Origin of the sequence: Clostridium sp. AM34-9AC (assembly GCF_003480225.1) — a bacterium.
Lineage (GTDB): Bacteria > Bacillota > Clostridia > Lachnospirales > Lachnospiraceae > Acetatifactor > Acetatifactor acetigignens.
On sequence record NZ_QUIU01000004.1, the window covers coordinates 161007 to 177640 of the forward strand.

Genomic DNA, 16634 nt, shown 5'->3' on the forward strand with positions numbered 1-16634 from the left:
TTCTCTGCCAGTTCCGCAAATTGCGGTTCGCCGGTTCCTATGCCCAGCCCGTTGGGCATAATCTATATTCACTTATTATTGTATTATTTTATATCGCAGTACGCAAGTTTTTTTCCTGAATAAAATGTTTCCCAATCTCCCGCAAAAATGTTAAAATGGAGTTATATTTCGTAAACTAGTACAAAAAGGCATGGTTATTTCTATGGAAAATATAACAGTTAATAAAGAGTTTCATGAACTGCATTTTGACAGCATCCAGGCTTTACGCGGTCTGGCTGCTCTTTTTGTGGTATTTCAGCATGTCCGTTTTCTGAACTTTGGAGCTTTCGGTGTGGACATCTTTTTTTGTATCAGCGGATTCATGATCATGTTTACCACGGAAAAAAGTACCAAATATTTCTTCCGCAAACGCCTGGTCCGGATTCTTCCGCTTTACTACCTGATGACACTGGGCACCTATCTGTCGCTGTTGTTGTTTCCTTCCATGTTCCAACAGACCAGACACGATTTTTCCTATCTTGTCAAAAGTCTGCTGTTTATTCCTTTTGATATCGGCAGCGGAGCGATCCAGCCTTTGGTACGGATCGGCTGGACCATTAACTGTGAAATGCTGTTCTATCTGCTGTTTTTCATTGCCTTTCACATCAGCATGAAATACCGCGGTCTGATCTGCAGCGCATTTCTGGCGATTCTGGTGGGAATGGTACAGATATTTGCTCCGGCGATCTCATCCTGGCAGTCTCCGATAGGTAATGTACTTTCTCCTTTCCTCATTTTTTACGGAGATCCTGTCATGCTGGAATTTCTCTTCGGAATTCTGGCTTACTATCTGCTGCGGTATTTGTATCGCAGGCATACCCTTCATCCGGTTTCGCGGACAGTAAGCCTCATATCCGCGGTATGTATCCCGGTAATCTTTTGTCTGCTTGCTTACTTTACGCCCCGGATCAATGTGATTGGGTTCCTCAGGCTTCCCCAGTGGGGGCTCCCGGCTCTGCTATTGTTAATCCTTGCTTTTCTCGCAGGCCTGCAGCTTTCCATGCCCCGCTTTTTTGTGCAGTTGGGAAATATCAGCTATTCCCTGTATCTGGTACACTACTATCCGGTTATGTTTCTGGACCGTGTGGTATTTGACTTTTCCACCCTATCCGTATTGTCTGTTGTCGGACTGATCGTAAGCGTTGTAATAAGCATTGTTCTGGCTTATCTGTGCTGGATCCTGATAGAGCGGAAATTCACCGGATGGCTGCGTAGAATACTGCTGCGTTAATTGTATATGCAATTTACAAAAAAGATGCACACTTTTTTTATTGACATTTCCGGAGCCCTATAGTATATTATAACTTGTCCGTAAGATATGCGCGAGTGGCTCAGCGGTGGAGCACCTCCTTGCCAAGGAGGGGGTCGCGGGTTCGATCCCCGTCTCGCGCTTGAAAAAAGAACGATACCAAATCGGTATCGTTCTTTTTTTCGAGCCCTGCCAGGGCTCGAAAGTTCGATGTCTACGCTCCGCTCCGGTCCGCGCAGTCCGAGGTCCCCCGGACCTCGTGCGCCGTCTCGCGCTTCTTTTATTTGCAGCGGAAGCCTTGATTTTACAGGGTTTCCGCTCTTTTTGTGTCTGCATGAAATTGTAGACAGCTGGTTCTACAACGAATGTGGTTAAAACTAAAAAAGCCACCACAAAATGGTGACTCAATAACATAAGCAAGAAACCATCCGGCAGGCGTCGCCTCTCCTGCATCTCTTTTGACCCATAGGGTGCGTGGTTGCAACGAAATTTACCACCTCGGATAGTTCCTCTCTTATTGTATATAGATTATACCCTGTTTATTCCCTACTGTAAAGAATTTCTTTATTTCGCAAGTAATTCTGCAATCTTCTCTCACTAATTTTCCAGCATGAAATCACAGAATTTTTATATCCATGTTCATCCCCCGAAGTACATAATCTTAATACAATCTATAAAAAACCTTCTTCCGTTTGTATTCTTTTAATAATCAGTCCCGTATATGCATGCTTATCCCTAATAATATAATCCGGGGTACTTATTGTCTCCTGTATATTTTTCAATACTTTATTATATGCCTCTGGATGTCTGTCCTTAATATGTTGAATCTGATTTTCTGTGATAATAACCTCTTCGGTAATAATATCCTCTGTTATACATTTATATATTTTTTGATTTATTTTTCCTATGCTATACACTTCACTCTTTTCACCACCTTCATTTTAACTTCATGTTTCTTTCTTCCATTCACGTCTCTGGGAAAACGACTATAGATCGCTAGTCAACGATATGAGAATTTGTAAGAGAAATATTGCTCTTATTGCTAAGATAACATGAACGGCAATTTTTTACAAGAAAAAAGACGACTGCACTCACATGCAATCGTCTTCTATCTTCTTTACTGTTCCAGTTTATCCGCATATTTGATACGGTAGATTCTCCGCAGGGAATCATTGATGCGTTCCTCGGAAATGGTGCCGTTCTGTACAGCCTCCAATACTCCGTTGTATGCCGTCTCAAAATTCTCCGGTGCATAGATCATATCACAGCCTGCGCGAAGTGCCAGTACCGCAGCTTCATCTGCTCCATAGTAATTGGAGATTGCAGCCTCATTCATGGCTCCGGACACGATCACACCGCGGAAATTCAGTTCATTTCTTAAAATATCCGTTACCACCGCGCTGGAGAACGTGCAGGGGGTATTGTCTCCGGTCAGGGAAGATGACGCCATATTGCTGATGCGGATCATTTTGGTCATGCCATTGTCGATACAAGTCTGGAAAACCACAAATTCATTGGCTCTGAAATCTTCCGCACTTCTGTCTGTAGATGCCATGCCGTCCTTCGTGCTCTGGGTACTGCTGCCGATACCAGGGAACTGTCCGATACATGCGGTCACCTTCTGCTCCTGTAATCCTGCCTGCATATATCCTACAAAGGATGCCACATTGTCCGCTTCCGATCCGTAAGAACTGCTGCCTGCCGCATTTCCATCCACTACACTGAGATCTGCAGAAGGTGCGAAATCAAGATTAAAGCCCAGCTCTGCCAGATAAGTTCCCACCGTGGTTCCCGCTAGGTACGCATTGTTGGTATCTCCGGTAGCCCCGATGCTCTGGGGTGTGTCCACTTTAGTGCCAAGGCCTGCCGCAGCTACCGCATCTGTATCGCTTCCCTCTCCGTCAATGGCAATAAACAGGGGATAGCTGGTATATAATTTGGTATTATCGATCATCTGCTTCAGCTGATCTGCAGACTGGATGTTTTTCGCAGCGTATACGATTCCACCTACCGGGTATTGGGATAACGCATCCTTGGTACCGTCTCCCGCCTGTACTGCCGCAGACACACCGGTGATCGATTCCGGCGTCGTAATGAATAATCCGGCTACCTTATCTTCCAGAGGCATGTTCTGGATGATTGCCTCATTGATAATGGTATCCAGCTTCTGCTCATCCGTGAGTTCCACCACTGTCTCCTGGCTTTCCGTCGGCGCCTGGATTGTCTCCTCATCCGAAAGGATCTCATCCACCTTGTTCTGCTGTTCTTCCTGATTACGACTCATGCTGGTAATCTTACTTACAGCAAAAGCAATTCCCACCGCCAGCAACAGGATCATAATACCTACAACCGTATATGCAATGATCTGATTTCTCTGTCTTCTCTTATGTCTGAGTTCTCTTTTGTCCTGCTGATTCTGTTCGTTTGTGTCCATTTTCATAACTCCTCTATCTGTACTATTCTTCTATTGTACATGATATCGGTAGGTTTTTCCACTGGAAAATTGTACAACTATTCAGAACCTCATTCGCAAAATAAAAAATCCAATATGGACTTACAAATGCAAACATTTGACGACCATCCTGATTTTTTACCTGGCTCTGAATAGTTATATAACATTAAGAGAGCGTACCGATCATTCCTTCAATCAGTACGCCCTCTCAGACTACAGGCTCCAATGGTTTGCCCTCTCTTTCTTAAATTTGATCTTCCATTTTGTCTTTTGTTCTCTTTCCACTTTTCTTTTGTACGTATGTACTGTAATGTGAGATAATTCTTATCTTCTGTTGTTCATTACTTTTTCTTCTGTGTACTTGATGTTCTCTATGTAAATTGGTTCTCTTTGGTAGTTCTATTCAGTTGTACATCATGGAAGACTGTGGTAGGACTTTACTTGTTAGGTGGACTGTACCTCTCTTTCTATAGATTCTTTTGTACTTCTCTCCCAACCTTCTTTGTTGGGTTGTTCCGTTTCTCTTTTGTTAAGTTTAATATACTACAGGGATGTATATTTGTCAACACATTTCTTTAAATATTTTAGTTTATTTTCAATATTTTTACTGTGTTGGTGTATTTTTACAATTTTCGACATTTTTCTATATATTATCTGTCTTTTTTTAAAAAGAAAAAGGAAAGGGCGAAGGGCGCGCCGCTGCCGGGGGTACGTGTAACGAGCCATGCCTGCATCCGCCAAAAGCCCTGGCGGGCTTTCGGCGGATGACGGCTGTCGCCGTATAAAGGCAAAAAAAGAACCGGTTTGGTTAGCAAGCTACCAAACCGGTTCTTTCCTTGCCTTTGCATGTCTCGTTACACGGCAAACTGGCTGTTGTACAGATTCGCGTAGAAACCGCCCTTTGCCAGCAGGGTCTCATGGTTGCCCTGTTCGATGATGTTTCCGTCTTTCATTACCAGGATGACATCAGCGCTCTGGATGGTGGAAAGTCTGTGGGCTACGATGAAGCTGGTGCGGCCTTCCATCATTTTGGCGAATGCGTTCTGGATTTTGATCTCGGTACGGGTATCGATGGAGGAGGTTGCCTCATCGAGGATCAGCATGGGAGGCAGGCACAGCATGACTCTGGTGATACACAGAAGCTGTTTCTGTCCCTGGGACAGGCTGCCGCCGTCTTCGGTGATCACGGTGTCATACCCTTGGGGCAGTCGCTTGATAAAGCTATGGGCATGGGATGCCTTGGCTGCTACGATGATCTCTTCCTCGGTAGCGTCCGGTTTACCCATGCAGATGTTGTCACGGATAGTGCCGGAACGTAACCAGGTCTCCTGCAGCACCATACCGTAATTGGTACGGAGACTTCCTCTGGTGATATCCCGGATGTCGGTACCATCCACCTTAATGGAGCCGGAGTTCACATCGTAAAAACGCATCAACAAATTGATCACGGTGGTCTTACCGCATCCGGTAGGGCCTACGATGGCAACTCTCTGCCCGGGTTTTACCTGCAGGTTAAAGTTCTGGATCAGCTTCTTCTCCGGTACATACTGGAAATATACATCCTTCAGATCTACGTTGCCCTGAGCCTCTTCTAATACTCTTGCATCCGCAGCATCGGGCACCTGAGGCTCCTCGTCGATCAGTTCGAAGATACGTCCGGCACAGACTAAAGCATTCTGCAATTCTGTTACCACGCCGGAGATCTCGTTGAAGGGCTTGGTGTACTGGTTCGCATAGCTTAAAAAGCAGGACAGACGGCCTACGCTGATACCGCCCTTGATCGCTACGAGCGCACCGAACACACCGACACCGGCATATACCAGACTGTTAACGAAACGGGTCGCCGGGTTCGTAATGGAGGAGAAAAAGATAGCTTTCAGAGAGCATTTCTGCAATCTGCCGTTGATCTCTCCAAACTTGCTCTTCACCGCTTCTCCTCTGGAAAAGGTATTTACAATCTTCTGGTTGTCGATCATTTCCTCAATCAGGGAAGTCTGCTCGCCTCTGGTCTCGGACTGCTCCTTGAACATGGAGTAGGTCTTGGTTGCAATGAATTTTGCCACCAGGAAGGATACCGGAGTGATACATACTACTACCAATGTGATGGGCACATTGGTCACCAACATGAAGCCCAGCGTACACAGGATCGTCAGTACACCGGTGAACAGCTGGGTAAATCCCATCAGCAGACCGTCTGCGAAAGTATCCACGTCCGCAATAACACGGCTCACGATATCACCGTAAGCATGGGCATCCAGATATTTTAAGGGCAGGATCTCCAGCTTTGCAAAAGCATCCGTACGGATATCCCGGATCACATGATAGGTAATATAGTTGTTGCAGGTGTTCATGACCCACTGGCCGACTGCTGTGATGATCATTGCGATGGCAATTTTTTTCATAATAGAAAAAATACCCGGCATATCTACCTGTCCCTTGCCGATGATCAGATCCACCGCATTACCGGTGAGGATAGGGATATATAAGGTCAGTAACACGGTCAGGCCTGCTAACAGTAGGGAGAGTACCAGTGCCGGTGTATATTTCCGGATATATTTCAATACCCGCTTCATCGTCTCTTTGTTATTTTTCTTCTGCATTACCGAACACCTCCTCTCTGTTCAGGGTACTGGGAATAATAAATCTCCTGATATACGGTGCAGTCCTTTAACAACTCATCATGGGTTCCCATACCTGCGATCTCTCCATCATCTAGAACGATGATCTTGTCCGCATGGCGGATCGTGGAGGCGCGCTGGGATACGATAAAGGTTGTGGTCTTATCTTCCAAAGTCCGGATTGCTGCACGGAGTTTTGCATCCGTTGCGTAGTCCAGTGCGGAGGCACTGTCATCCAGGATCAGAATCTCGGGATTTCTGACCAAGGCTCTTGCGATCGTCAGACGCTGTCTCTGTCCACCGGAGAAGTTCTTACCGTTCTGTGCCACAGTTGCATCTAACTTTCCGGGCTTACCGTCTACCACTTCCGATGCCTGTGCCAGTTCCAGTGCTTTCCACATCTCCCCTTCGGTAGCGTCTGGCTTGCCCCACTGGAGGTTGCTGCGGATCGTTCCCTTGAACAGGACTGCCTTCTGCGGTACGACGCCGATACGTCCGCGCAGTTCCTCATCACTCATGGTCCGGATATCTCTGCCTTCCAACAGGATCTCACCTTCTGTCGCCGGGTAGAAACCGGGGATCAGGTTCACCAGGGAGGTCTTACCGGAACCGGTACCTCCGATGATACCTACGGTATCGCCACGGTTTACGGTGAAGTTCATATCCTGCAAAGTAGGTGCTCCGGCTCCCTGATAAGTCAGGGATACATGTTTGAAGTCTAAGAAAGGTGCGCTCTTATCTACCTTATCCGCCAGTTTCTGATCCTGTACTCCCACATATACAGCATCTGCGCCAATATCGAAAACGGAAGCTACACGTTCTGCACAGGCCAACGCCTTGGTCATGGTCACGATCAGGTTTGCCAGCTTTACCAGCTCTACCAGTATCTGGTTCATATAGTTGATGATCGCTACCACCTCACCCTGGCTTAAGTTACCGATATTGACCTGTACCGCACCGGTATAGATTAGGGCAATGATAGCACCGTTTACGATGACATAGGTCACAGGATTCATGCAGGCACTGATCTTACCTACGAAGATCTGCATGGCGGACAATGCCTCATTGTTCTCCCGGAATCGCTCTTCTTCCTTCGCTTCCTGATGGAATGCACGGATGACACGGACACCGGTCAGATTCTCTCTGGTGATGCCCAATACCTGATCCAGCCTGGACTGCACCTTTTTGTACATAGGGATTGTGGATAAAATAATACCGAATACCACAATGGACAACAAAGGAATCGCCACTACAAAGATCAGGGCACATTTCACATCAATGGTGAATGCCATGATCATGGCACCAAAGACAATGATCGGGGAACGTAAGAACAGACGCAGTGTCATGTTGATACCGGACTGCACCTGGTTCACATCACTGGTCATACGGGTGATCATGGTGGAAGTTCCCGCCTTATCAATATCCGTAAAGCTCAGATCCTCAATATGATCAAACAATGCCTGACGCAGCTTGGTAGAAAATCCCACTGCCGCCTTGGCTGCGAAAAACTGCGCCGTAATGGACGACGCCAGTCCCACTACACCAAGGAGCAGCAGGAGCAGTCCCATTTTCCCGATATACCCCATGTTCCGGTTGGAAATACCATAGTCAATGATATTTGCCATTACCAGAGGAACCATCAGTTCGAAAAATGCTTCCAGCAGTTTGAACAGTGGTGCCAGTATGGACTCTTTCTTATAATCTTTCAGATACATCATTAATCTTTTCATAAAGTCCTCATTTCTTCGCGCTTTCCATGTAAGGCGCATCCGCTTTTCATGCTTCCTATCCCTGTACAGCTTTCTCGTTCCCTATCTTTTACGCTTCTGCTGTTCCGTAACAGACCGCCAGCGAATAGCTATCCTCCAGAACCCGTTCCCGGAAACATATCTGCTTTTCCTGCCAGTTCTGTTCGTCGGAGAAATCTTCTCCCACTGCACTGCCGATCCCCTGGCCGGTGTATTTGCCGTAGGCTTCTTTTCTGCTCCACAATCGGTAAAACAGTTCCGTGCGCTGTGACGCAGGCAGTTCCTGCAGCAGTTTCCATTCCGTTGGCGCAAAAAAACGCTCTGCCGTCCGTTCCTTATAGGGAACCCATTTCTGAATGTCCGCTCCCACTTCTCCGTCTCCTACCGCGCAGACCACATAGTCTCCGGAATGAGACAGATTGAATTTTTTCGGGATATTCACGATCTGTGGCTTCCCCAGTTCTCCATATTCGTAGGAAAAGGATAACGCCCCCGCCTTGTCCCGGTGCATCCGCTCCTGTAACACCGCAAGCAGCTCATCCTCTTCCAGAAACAGGATTCCGGTATTCTCCGTACCGTCTATCAGATCCAGAGCCATCTTCTGCAACAGCATTCCCGCGCCGAGACTGGCTGCCTTTGCTCCGGTGCTTTTCAGCCGTTGTACCTTCTTACACCGCACCGGATCCACATATTCTGCAGCTTTCCGCAGGAATGTCCGCCTGATTTCTTCCTCACCTGGGTGCAAATGCAATACATAAATTCCTACAGCCATATTCTTCTCCTGACAAATTGCCATATATACCCAACATAAAGGCTGTCACACAGAAATCGTGCGACAGCCTCATTATTATTCTTCCGGCTTGGCGGTGATGGCCAGATGCAGTTCATCCAACTGCTTCTGCTCTACCGTACCCGGTGCTCCCATCATAATGTCCATGGCATTCTTGTTCATGGGGAAAGGAATGATCTCACGGATGCTTTCCTCACCACAGATCAACATGATCATACGGTCTACGCCGGGAGCGATTCCTGCATGAGGGGGTGCTCCGTAACAGAATGCATTGTACATGGCAGGGAACTTTGCCTTCACATCGGCTTCGCCTAAGCCTACCAGTTCGAATGCCTTGATCATAATCTCAGGATCATGGTTTCTCACTGCGCCGGAGGACAGCTCTACGCCGTTGCAGACCAGATCGTACTGGTATGCCAGAATCTCCAGAGGATCCTGATTGTTCAGCGCATCCATACCGCCCTGGGGCATGGAGAACGGATTATGACAGAATTCCAGTTCGCCGGACTCTTCACCGATCTCATACATCGGGAAATCCACAATCCAGCAGAACTCGTAGCAATCCTTCTTCATATGTTTCTCGCTGGCTGCACCCAGCAGCTTTCTGTATACACCTGCTGTCTTCTGCGCTTCCAGCTTCTTGCCTGCGGCAAGCCCTACAAAGTCACCGTTCTTAAGGCCGAGAGCCTTGATGACTTCTTCCTTGCGATCCTGCAAGAACTTGGAGATACCGCCTACGAACTCTCCGTTCTCGTCTACACGGAACCAGAATCCCTTGCGTGCGGTCTGTACTTCTACCTCTGCGCAGATAGCATCGATCTGCTTACGGGTAGCGGTGAAGCCATCCACCACGATAGCCTTTACCGTCTGACCTTCGAAAGCAGCAAAGCCACAGCCCTGCATTACCTCGGTGGCATCGGTCAGCACCAGATCGATACGCAGATCCGGCTTATCGGAGCCGTACTTATCCATAGCCTCCAGATAAGGGATGCGTACGAAAGGCGCCTTGGAAGCTTCTTTATAAATGCCATACTTTTCAAATACGGGAGGCAGCACCTGCTCTACGATGGAAAATACATCTTCCTGGGAAGCGAATGCCATCTCCATATCCAGCTGATAGAATTCTCCGGGAGAACGGTCTGCTCTCGCATCCTCATCACGGAAGCAGGGAGCGATCTGGAAATAACGGTCAAAACCGGAAGCCATCAGGATCTGCTTGAACTGCTGGGGTGCCTGGGGCAAAGCGTAGAACTTGCCGGGATGATTTCTGGCAGGAACCAGATAATCTCTCGCACCTTCCGGGGAAGAACAGGTCAGAATAGGGGTGGTGATCTCCATGAAGTTCAGAGCATACATTCTCTGACGCAGCTCTGCCACGATCTGACTTCTCATCACGATATTCTTCTTCATGTTCGGATTTCTCAGATCCAGATAACGGTATTTCAGACGGGCATTCTCGTCTGCATCCTTGGACTGATTGATCTCAAAAGGAAGTGCATTGTAGATACACTTACCTAAAATCTCGATCTTGTCAGGCACTACTTCGATCTCTCCGGTAGGCAGATTGGCATTCTTGCTGGAACGCTCTCTTACCACACCTTCCACGGAGATGGTGGACTCCTTGTTGATGCCATCCATCACGTTCATCATCTCTTCGGTCTCTACTACCAGCTGAGTGGTTCCGTAGAAATCACGCAAAATGACAAATCCGAGATTCTTGCTGACTTTTCTCATGTTCTCGAACCAGCCGACCAGTGTGACTCTCTCGCCAACGTTGCCGATCCGAAGTTCATTACAATTATGGGTTCTGGACTGAATCATTGCTTTTGCTCCTTCGTCTGTTGCTTTTTATCTCTTTAATTCTTCTTTATAGAATTCCACGAATTCTTCGTAGCCTTCCTTGTTCAGCTGTTCTTTCTGGAATTTCTTATTCTTGTTCATGCGGGCTACCAGTACCTGAGTACCGTCCTTACGGGCTTCCTGGGCCTGTGCGATCACCTCACACAGTCTTTCGCCACTGACACCCTTCTCGATCAGATATGCTACCTGCTTCGGTCTCGTAGGCACCTGGAACCCCCTCTCCATGAGCAGCATGATGATACGCTCGAAGCCGATGGAGAATCCGCAGGCGGGCACATCATTGCCGGTAAACTTGCCGACCATCTTGTCGTAACGTCCGCCGCCACCGCAGCTGCCACCGAATTCCGGCATAGCGATCTCGAAAATGGTTCCGGTATAATAAGACATACCTCTTACCAGCGTAGCATCGAACACGATCTCGAAATCGGAAGCCTTCGTCGCTCTGACGCTGTCCATGATCTCTCTGAGGCTCTGGGCGATCTCGGGCTCTAAGAATCCTTCCAGGGTATCCGCCAGATAAGCCACACCATCCTCTGCACTCTCCAGACCCTTGAACAGTTCCAGATACTTGTCTACACATGTCTTATCAAAACCGTTCTCCAAAAGCTCAGCTTCCACGCCTTCCAGACCGATCTTGTCCATTTTGTCCAAAGTGATGAATACACTGTCATAGGACTCTTCGGGGAATCCGCTGTAAGCAGCCATTGCCTTCAGAATACGGCGTTCATTGATACGGATCTGGAAATTTTTAAATCCAAGCCTGCCCAGTGTGGTGGTGGTCGCCAGGATCAGTTCGATCTCCGCTAAGTTAGACGGCTCACCGAGAATATCGATATCACACTGCATGAACTGACGATATCTTCCTCTCTGAGGTCTGTCCGCTCTCCATACATTGCCCATCTGCAATGCCTTAAAAGGAGAAGGCAGGGATGCCGCATTATTGGAATAATAACGTACCAGCGGTACCGTCAGGTCATAACGCAGCCCACTGTCGACTACCTCTTCCTCGGTGGTCGCAGCTGCTACATTCAGTTTCTCGCCGCGCTTTAAGATTTTGAAGATCAGCTTCTCATTGTCACCGCCCTGCTTACTGCTTAAGTTTGCAATATTTTCCACACAGGGAGTCTCAATGGAAGTAAAACCGAATTTGCCGTAGGTGTCCTTGATGACGCTGATCACGTAATCACGGATCTGCATCTCCTCCGGCAGGATATCTTTCATGCCCGTTGTAGGCTTCTTGCTAAGTGCCATGGTTTTCTACCCTTCCGCTCGTATATTTTATATCTGCAAATTGCCTTTCCCGCAATTTTAGCTCAATATCTTATATATGATACTTTTTTTCCCGATAACTGTCAACCCTCCCGTGCCCCGCTTCTGCCAGAAATTCAAGCATTTTTCTATAGAAAAACAGGACAGTGATCTCTCACTGTCCCGCCTTCTCTTTCATCTTCTTCAAATAGGCATCTTTCAATGCACATTTTTCCTCTAACTGACGGATCTGCTTCTTCAGATCCTCCAGATATTCCGCGGTGACTTTCACGCCTCCGCGGACCGCTACATCTTCATGTCTGCTCATATCCTCCAGCCATTGTCTGATGGAGTTTTCCCGCAGATCATTATACGTATTGTCTTCCTGTGGCTGCCACATAATTTCCCTCCTAACTTACTCAGACACGGAACTGCCGCATATTCTGCTGAAGTTTGCCGATGCTCTGTAATACGCCCTTGGTCTCTGTAGACATATTTTCACTGGAATAGGTGATCCCCTGAAGGTTCTTATTCACTCCGGCCACCGCATCCGCCAGTTCCGCCTGCGCTCTGTTGATGTCACCTGATATGCCATTGATAGTATGAATGGACTCGCTGACACCGGAAGCACTCTGCCCCAGACTGCTGCTGACTTCCGCATAATATCCGGCATCGTTTTTATAATCCTTCGCCAGATTCACTTCCAGATAATCCATGATCTGATCTGTATCCTTCGTGTTCATAAATGCCACACCGTTGCGGATCGTGTGCACAATCTTTCCATCTTCTACCAGCCATTCATTCACTACATTGGCATTGGTTCCGGCCTGTGCCTCCACGAAATTTCTGGCCTGTGTCGTCATATTGTTCTGTAAAGTGCTCACACTGAGCAGTTCGCAGAGCAGGATCGCCAGAACCAGTGAGATCACCGTCTGCATCGCAATTTACCTTTTGATCGTTTTCCCCATAGTGCACCATCCCTTTTATCCTTATTTTGTTTTGCGTACCGTAGAGTACTTTTGTCTTAATTGTACTTTTTCTCATACAATGTGTCAAGAAATCACCGCGTCAAATCGCCAAAGTTTTTAGTTGCAGAAAAGCTGCTACCCACGATCGGATAACAGCTTTCTGACTGCCTGTTATGATTTTCAGACTATTTTTTTAATATTTGATCTCTTTGCCTTCCAGTCTCCACTGTCTGAACTCTGCGGATGCGGACAGTAACAGGTCGGAGGAAGAATTCAGTGCGGTCTCCACAGAATCCTGGATGACACCGATGATGAAGCCGACACCTACGATCTGCATGGCAATGTCGTTGGAGATTCCAAACAACGAACATGCCATAGGGATCAGTAACAGGGATCCTCCTGCCACGCCGGATGCACCGCAGGCTGCCAGGGTTGCCAGAATACTCAGCACGATACCGCTTAAGAAGTCTACGTGAATCCCCAGAGTATTTGCCGCTGCCAGTGTCATTACGGTAATGGTGATGGCTGCACCGTCCATGTTAATGGTAGCTCCCAGCGGGATGGTTACGGAATAGGTATCCTTATCCATTCCCCACTCTTCACAGGCCTTCATATTCACAGGAATATTGGCTGCGGAGCTTCTGGTGAAGAACGCAGTAATGGCACTCTTCTTCAGGCACTTGAAGATCAGCGGGTACGGGTTCTTGCGGATACACCAGAACACGATGATCGGGTTGGTCACAAAGTAGATAAACAGCATGGAACCTACCAGCACTAACAGAAGTTTTCCGTATTCGGAGAAGATCTCCAGTCCGTTGGAAGAAATGGAGCTGAATACCAGACCTAAGATTCCGAAGGGAGCCATACTGATGATCCAGCTGACTACCTGGGACAGACCGTTGGAAATGTCATCCAGTACTTTCTTGGTGGTATCATTGGCTGCTCTCATACCGACACCGATGACCACACCCCAGGTCAGAACACCAATATAGTTGGCATTTAACAGAGAGGATACCGGATTGGCTACCATATTCATTAACAGAGTCTTCAGTACTTCCACGATACCGTCCGGCGCTGCCATATCGGTGGCTGCGTCTGCCAGTGTCAGTGTCACGGGAAATAACCGGCTGGCGATCACGGCTACCAGCGCTGCCAGAAAGGTACTGAACATGTACATAATAATAACGGTCTTAATGATGCCGCCATGGCTCTTCCCTGCATGACACAAGGCACTGATCAGCAGGAAGAATACCAACAAAGGCGCAATGGCCTTCAGGGCACCTACAAAAACATCTCCCAGAATGGCAATACCGGTTGCCTGCGGCACGACCAGTCCCAGGATCACACCAATGACCAGACCACATACGATACGCAGGATCAGGCTGATGCTGTTCCACTTTTCAAATAGTTTTTTCATACTTACACTCTTCTTTCCCTTTTTTCTGATGTATACATGTACTCCATTGCACACATTATGTGCTATTATATAGTATTTCTCATATAAAGACAAGTGTATTTTTCCCGCGGACATTTTGAGGCTATTTGTTTTTCGATTTTTAGAACAGAAAAAAACGGATCCGCAAAAAGCAGATCCGCTTTCCTCATTTTCCTATTACATTACAAAACATTTGTCATTGCGGAGATTCCCACCTTCATGACACCCGCCAGTACCATGACCCAGATGGGATTCAGTTTCGTCTTTCGAAGCAGCAACACACAGATTCCGAAGATCACCACCATACTCCACTCAGTTCCCGTCAGGGAGATGCTCTCCGCACTTCCCCAGAATGCATTTTTGAGGATCAGTATCCCTGCCGATGCGATCATTGCCACCACTGCAGGCCGCAGAGATTTCAGCACTCCCTGCAGCAGATCCAGATTACGATACTTCAGGTATAGTCTTGCCAGGATCGTCACAATAATGCAGGACGGCAAAATACACCCGACCGTTGCCACCACAGCTCCGGGAATCCCGGCAATCTTCAGTCCCACGAAGGTGGCGGAATTCACTGCAATGGGGCCCGGTGTTATCTGTGATATCGTGATCAGATCCGTGAATTCCGACATGGTCAGCCATCCGTGAGTCGTGACTACTTGTCCCTGGATCAGAGGCATGGCCGCATAGCCGCCCCCGAAGCTGAACATTCCTATTTGCAGAAAACTTAAAAATAATTGCAGATAAATCATTTTCCGGACCTCCTCTTGGCAAGAAGTGTACGGACCACACCAATCAGTCCGCAGACGATCACAATGTAGACCACATTGATCTCCAGAATACATGCTGCCAAAAAAGCTCCCAGCATAATGACAAGTGACATAGGATCTTTTTCTTTTACGATAGGTGCACCCATATCATACGTCACGGAAGCGATCACCGCTCCCACTCCTGCCTGCATCCCAGACAGCATCTGCGCCACGAAGAAGTTACTGCGGAACACATTGTAGCAGACAGATATTGCCGCTATAATCACAAAGGGCGGCAGGATCGTTCCAAGGATCGCCACCAGTGCCCCCGGGATCCCGGCCAGCTTGTACCCCACCACGATGGCTCCGTTGACTGCGATCGCACCGGGCGAGGACTGGGCAATGGCCACCAGATCCAGCATTTCGTCTTCTCCGATCCAATGGTATTCATCCACGAATTTCTTCTTCATCAGCGTAACGATGACATAACCGCCCCCGAACGTGAATGCACTCAGATACAGTGTGGATATGAATATTTTCCACAATATTTTTCCCTGGGATTCTTTTTCTTCCCTACTTTCCATGCTACTTTTCTCCATTCTTTTTGACAGTGCCTTCCCGCATCCTTGCTGTTCTGTCTGTCAACTGTAAAACTGCACCGCATTTTTCAATGCTCCACACACACAACAGTATCTGGGCGTAACCGAAAAACACCGCTGGAGTCCCGATCAGCGTTACCAGCCCCAGTGCCCAGCTTCCCATTCTCTGTACAAAATCCCACGGGAAATACCGCAGAGACATTACAGTGAGCAATGCCGCCGCTCCCAGCCAGATATGATCATTTTTGGCGCATATCTTTTTTCCTTTTACAAAGCTTTGATAGAGCAAAAACAACAGACAGCCAAGCAACAGAATTCCCATTCCGGGGTGTCCGTTCCTATAAAAATAAGTACTGAACAGACCGCCGATACTGTATCCCTGCTCCATGATGCTGGTATATTCCAATCCGCTCTCCGCAAAGGACCCGTCGAACAGCCAGTGTTTCCACGTCATATAGGTGGGGTATGCCATGGCAACTCCCAGAATTCCGATCACCGGATATTGCCATTGTCTCCGGCAGATACCACCCACGCAGATCAGGAACAAAAGCGTCAACGCGGCTACGCCATCCAGTCTTCCGATAATCCCCAGGGCCAGTACTGCGGTCAATCCGTAGCCTGTCTTCCAGAACATTTTCTCCGTATCCGACATTTTTACCAGAGACGCTGCCAGGATCGGCACCACCATCCATATCAGAATCTGTGACCGATCCACACTTTCCGTTACCACATATACATGATAAGGCAGCAACAGATACCCCAATGCCCCCACCAGTGAAAACCAGTCTTTCTTTTTTCTCTTTAAAACGCAATGGAACATACTCCATGCGGTTCCAAAGGTAATAATCTGGGTCAATATGATAAAAGTACTTTCCATCT

General features: G+C 47.7%; 14 protein-coding genes and 1 tRNA gene. 2 read left to right on the forward strand and 13 right to left on the reverse strand.

Features of this window, described 5'->3' with window-relative positions; all coding sequences use genetic code 11:
- The first annotated feature begins 202 nt into the window (after positions 1-202).
- Together DW835_RS03980 and DW835_RS03985 are read left to right on the forward strand one after the other, a co-directional pair.
- On the forward strand, positions 203-1270 hold the full coding sequence (locus tag DW835_RS03980) for an acyltransferase (RefSeq protein WP_182430229.1): 1068 nt from the start codon (positions 203-205) through the stop codon (positions 1268-1270).
- Positions 1271-1359: 89 nt separating this feature from the next.
- A tRNA-Gly gene (locus tag DW835_RS03985) sits at positions 1360-1431 on the forward strand.
- Between the two features lie 528 nt (positions 1432-1959).
- Here DW835_RS03985 and DW835_RS17905 read toward each other — a convergent pair.
- The 13 genes from DW835_RS17905 to DW835_RS04050 form a co-directional block, all read right to left on the reverse strand.
- Positions 1960-2205, reverse strand: a complete 246-nt coding sequence (locus tag DW835_RS17905) for a PBECR2 nuclease fold domain-containing protein (RefSeq protein ID WP_117466229.1) — start codon at positions 2203-2205, stop codon at positions 1960-1962.
- 200 nt (positions 2206-2405) lie between these two features.
- Positions 2406-3722, reverse strand: a complete 1317-nt coding sequence (locus DW835_RS03995) for a glycoside hydrolase family 3 N-terminal domain-containing protein (protein ID WP_181968701.1) — start codon at positions 3720-3722, stop codon at positions 2406-2408.
- Positions 3723-4594: 872 nt separating this feature from the next.
- Entirely contained in the window at positions 4595-6340 is a 1746-nt protein-coding gene (locus tag DW835_RS04000) for an ABC transporter ATP-binding protein (protein ID WP_118730721.1), read from the reverse strand.
- Positions 6340-8088, reverse strand: a complete 1749-nt coding sequence (locus DW835_RS04005) for an ABC transporter ATP-binding protein (protein WP_118730722.1) — start codon at positions 8086-8088, stop codon at positions 6340-6342. Before DW835_RS04005 ends, DW835_RS04000 begins: the two co-directional genes overlap by 1 nt.
- A gap of 88 nt (positions 8089-8176) precedes the next feature.
- On the reverse strand, positions 8177-8878 hold the full coding sequence (locus DW835_RS04010; RefSeq protein WP_182430231.1) for a 4'-phosphopantetheinyl transferase superfamily protein: 702 nt from the start codon (positions 8876-8878) through the stop codon (positions 8177-8179).
- A 75-nt stretch (positions 8879-8953) separates the two neighbouring features.
- Positions 8954-10717, reverse strand: coding sequence for an aspartate--tRNA ligase (gene aspS / locus DW835_RS04015; protein ID WP_118537340.1), 1764 nt, complete (start codon positions 10715-10717; stop codon positions 8954-8956).
- Positions 10718-10744: 27 nt separating this feature from the next.
- Positions 10745-12007 carry a histidine--tRNA ligase gene (gene hisS, locus DW835_RS04020; protein ID WP_118730724.1) on the reverse strand — a complete coding sequence of 421 codons (1263 nt, stop codon included), beginning with the start codon at positions 12005-12007 and terminating at the stop codon, positions 10745-10747.
- Positions 12008-12179: 172 nt separating this feature from the next.
- Positions 12180-12404, reverse strand: a complete 225-nt coding sequence (locus tag DW835_RS04025; protein WP_022313285.1) for a hypothetical protein — start codon at positions 12402-12404, stop codon at positions 12180-12182.
- Positions 12405-12423: 19 nt separating this feature from the next.
- On the reverse strand, positions 12424-12942 hold the full coding sequence (locus DW835_RS04030) for a hypothetical protein (RefSeq protein ID WP_118730725.1): 519 nt from the start codon (positions 12940-12942) through the stop codon (positions 12424-12426).
- A 223-nt stretch (positions 12943-13165) separates the two neighbouring features.
- Positions 13166-14389 carry a serine/threonine transporter SstT gene (sstT, locus tag DW835_RS04035; protein ID WP_118537365.1) on the reverse strand — a complete coding sequence of 408 codons (1224 nt, stop codon included), beginning with the start codon at positions 14387-14389 and terminating at the stop codon, positions 13166-13168.
- Between the two features lie 200 nt (positions 14390-14589).
- Positions 14590-15159, reverse strand: coding sequence for a chromate transporter (locus tag DW835_RS04040; RefSeq protein ID WP_118502625.1), 570 nt, complete (start codon positions 15157-15159; stop codon positions 14590-14592).
- Positions 15156-15740 (reverse strand): chromate transporter, encoded by a 585-nt coding sequence (locus DW835_RS04045; protein WP_118730726.1) that lies wholly within the window; start codon positions 15738-15740, stop codon positions 15156-15158. The genes DW835_RS04040 and DW835_RS04045 overlap by 4 nt, the downstream gene beginning before the upstream one ends.
- A 1-nt stretch (position 15741) precedes the next feature.
- Positions 15742-16632: a hypothetical protein gene (locus tag DW835_RS04050; protein ID WP_118730727.1), complete on the reverse strand. Its 891-nt coding sequence runs from the start codon at positions 16630-16632 to the stop codon at positions 15742-15744.
- Positions 16633-16634 lie beyond the last annotated feature (2 nt).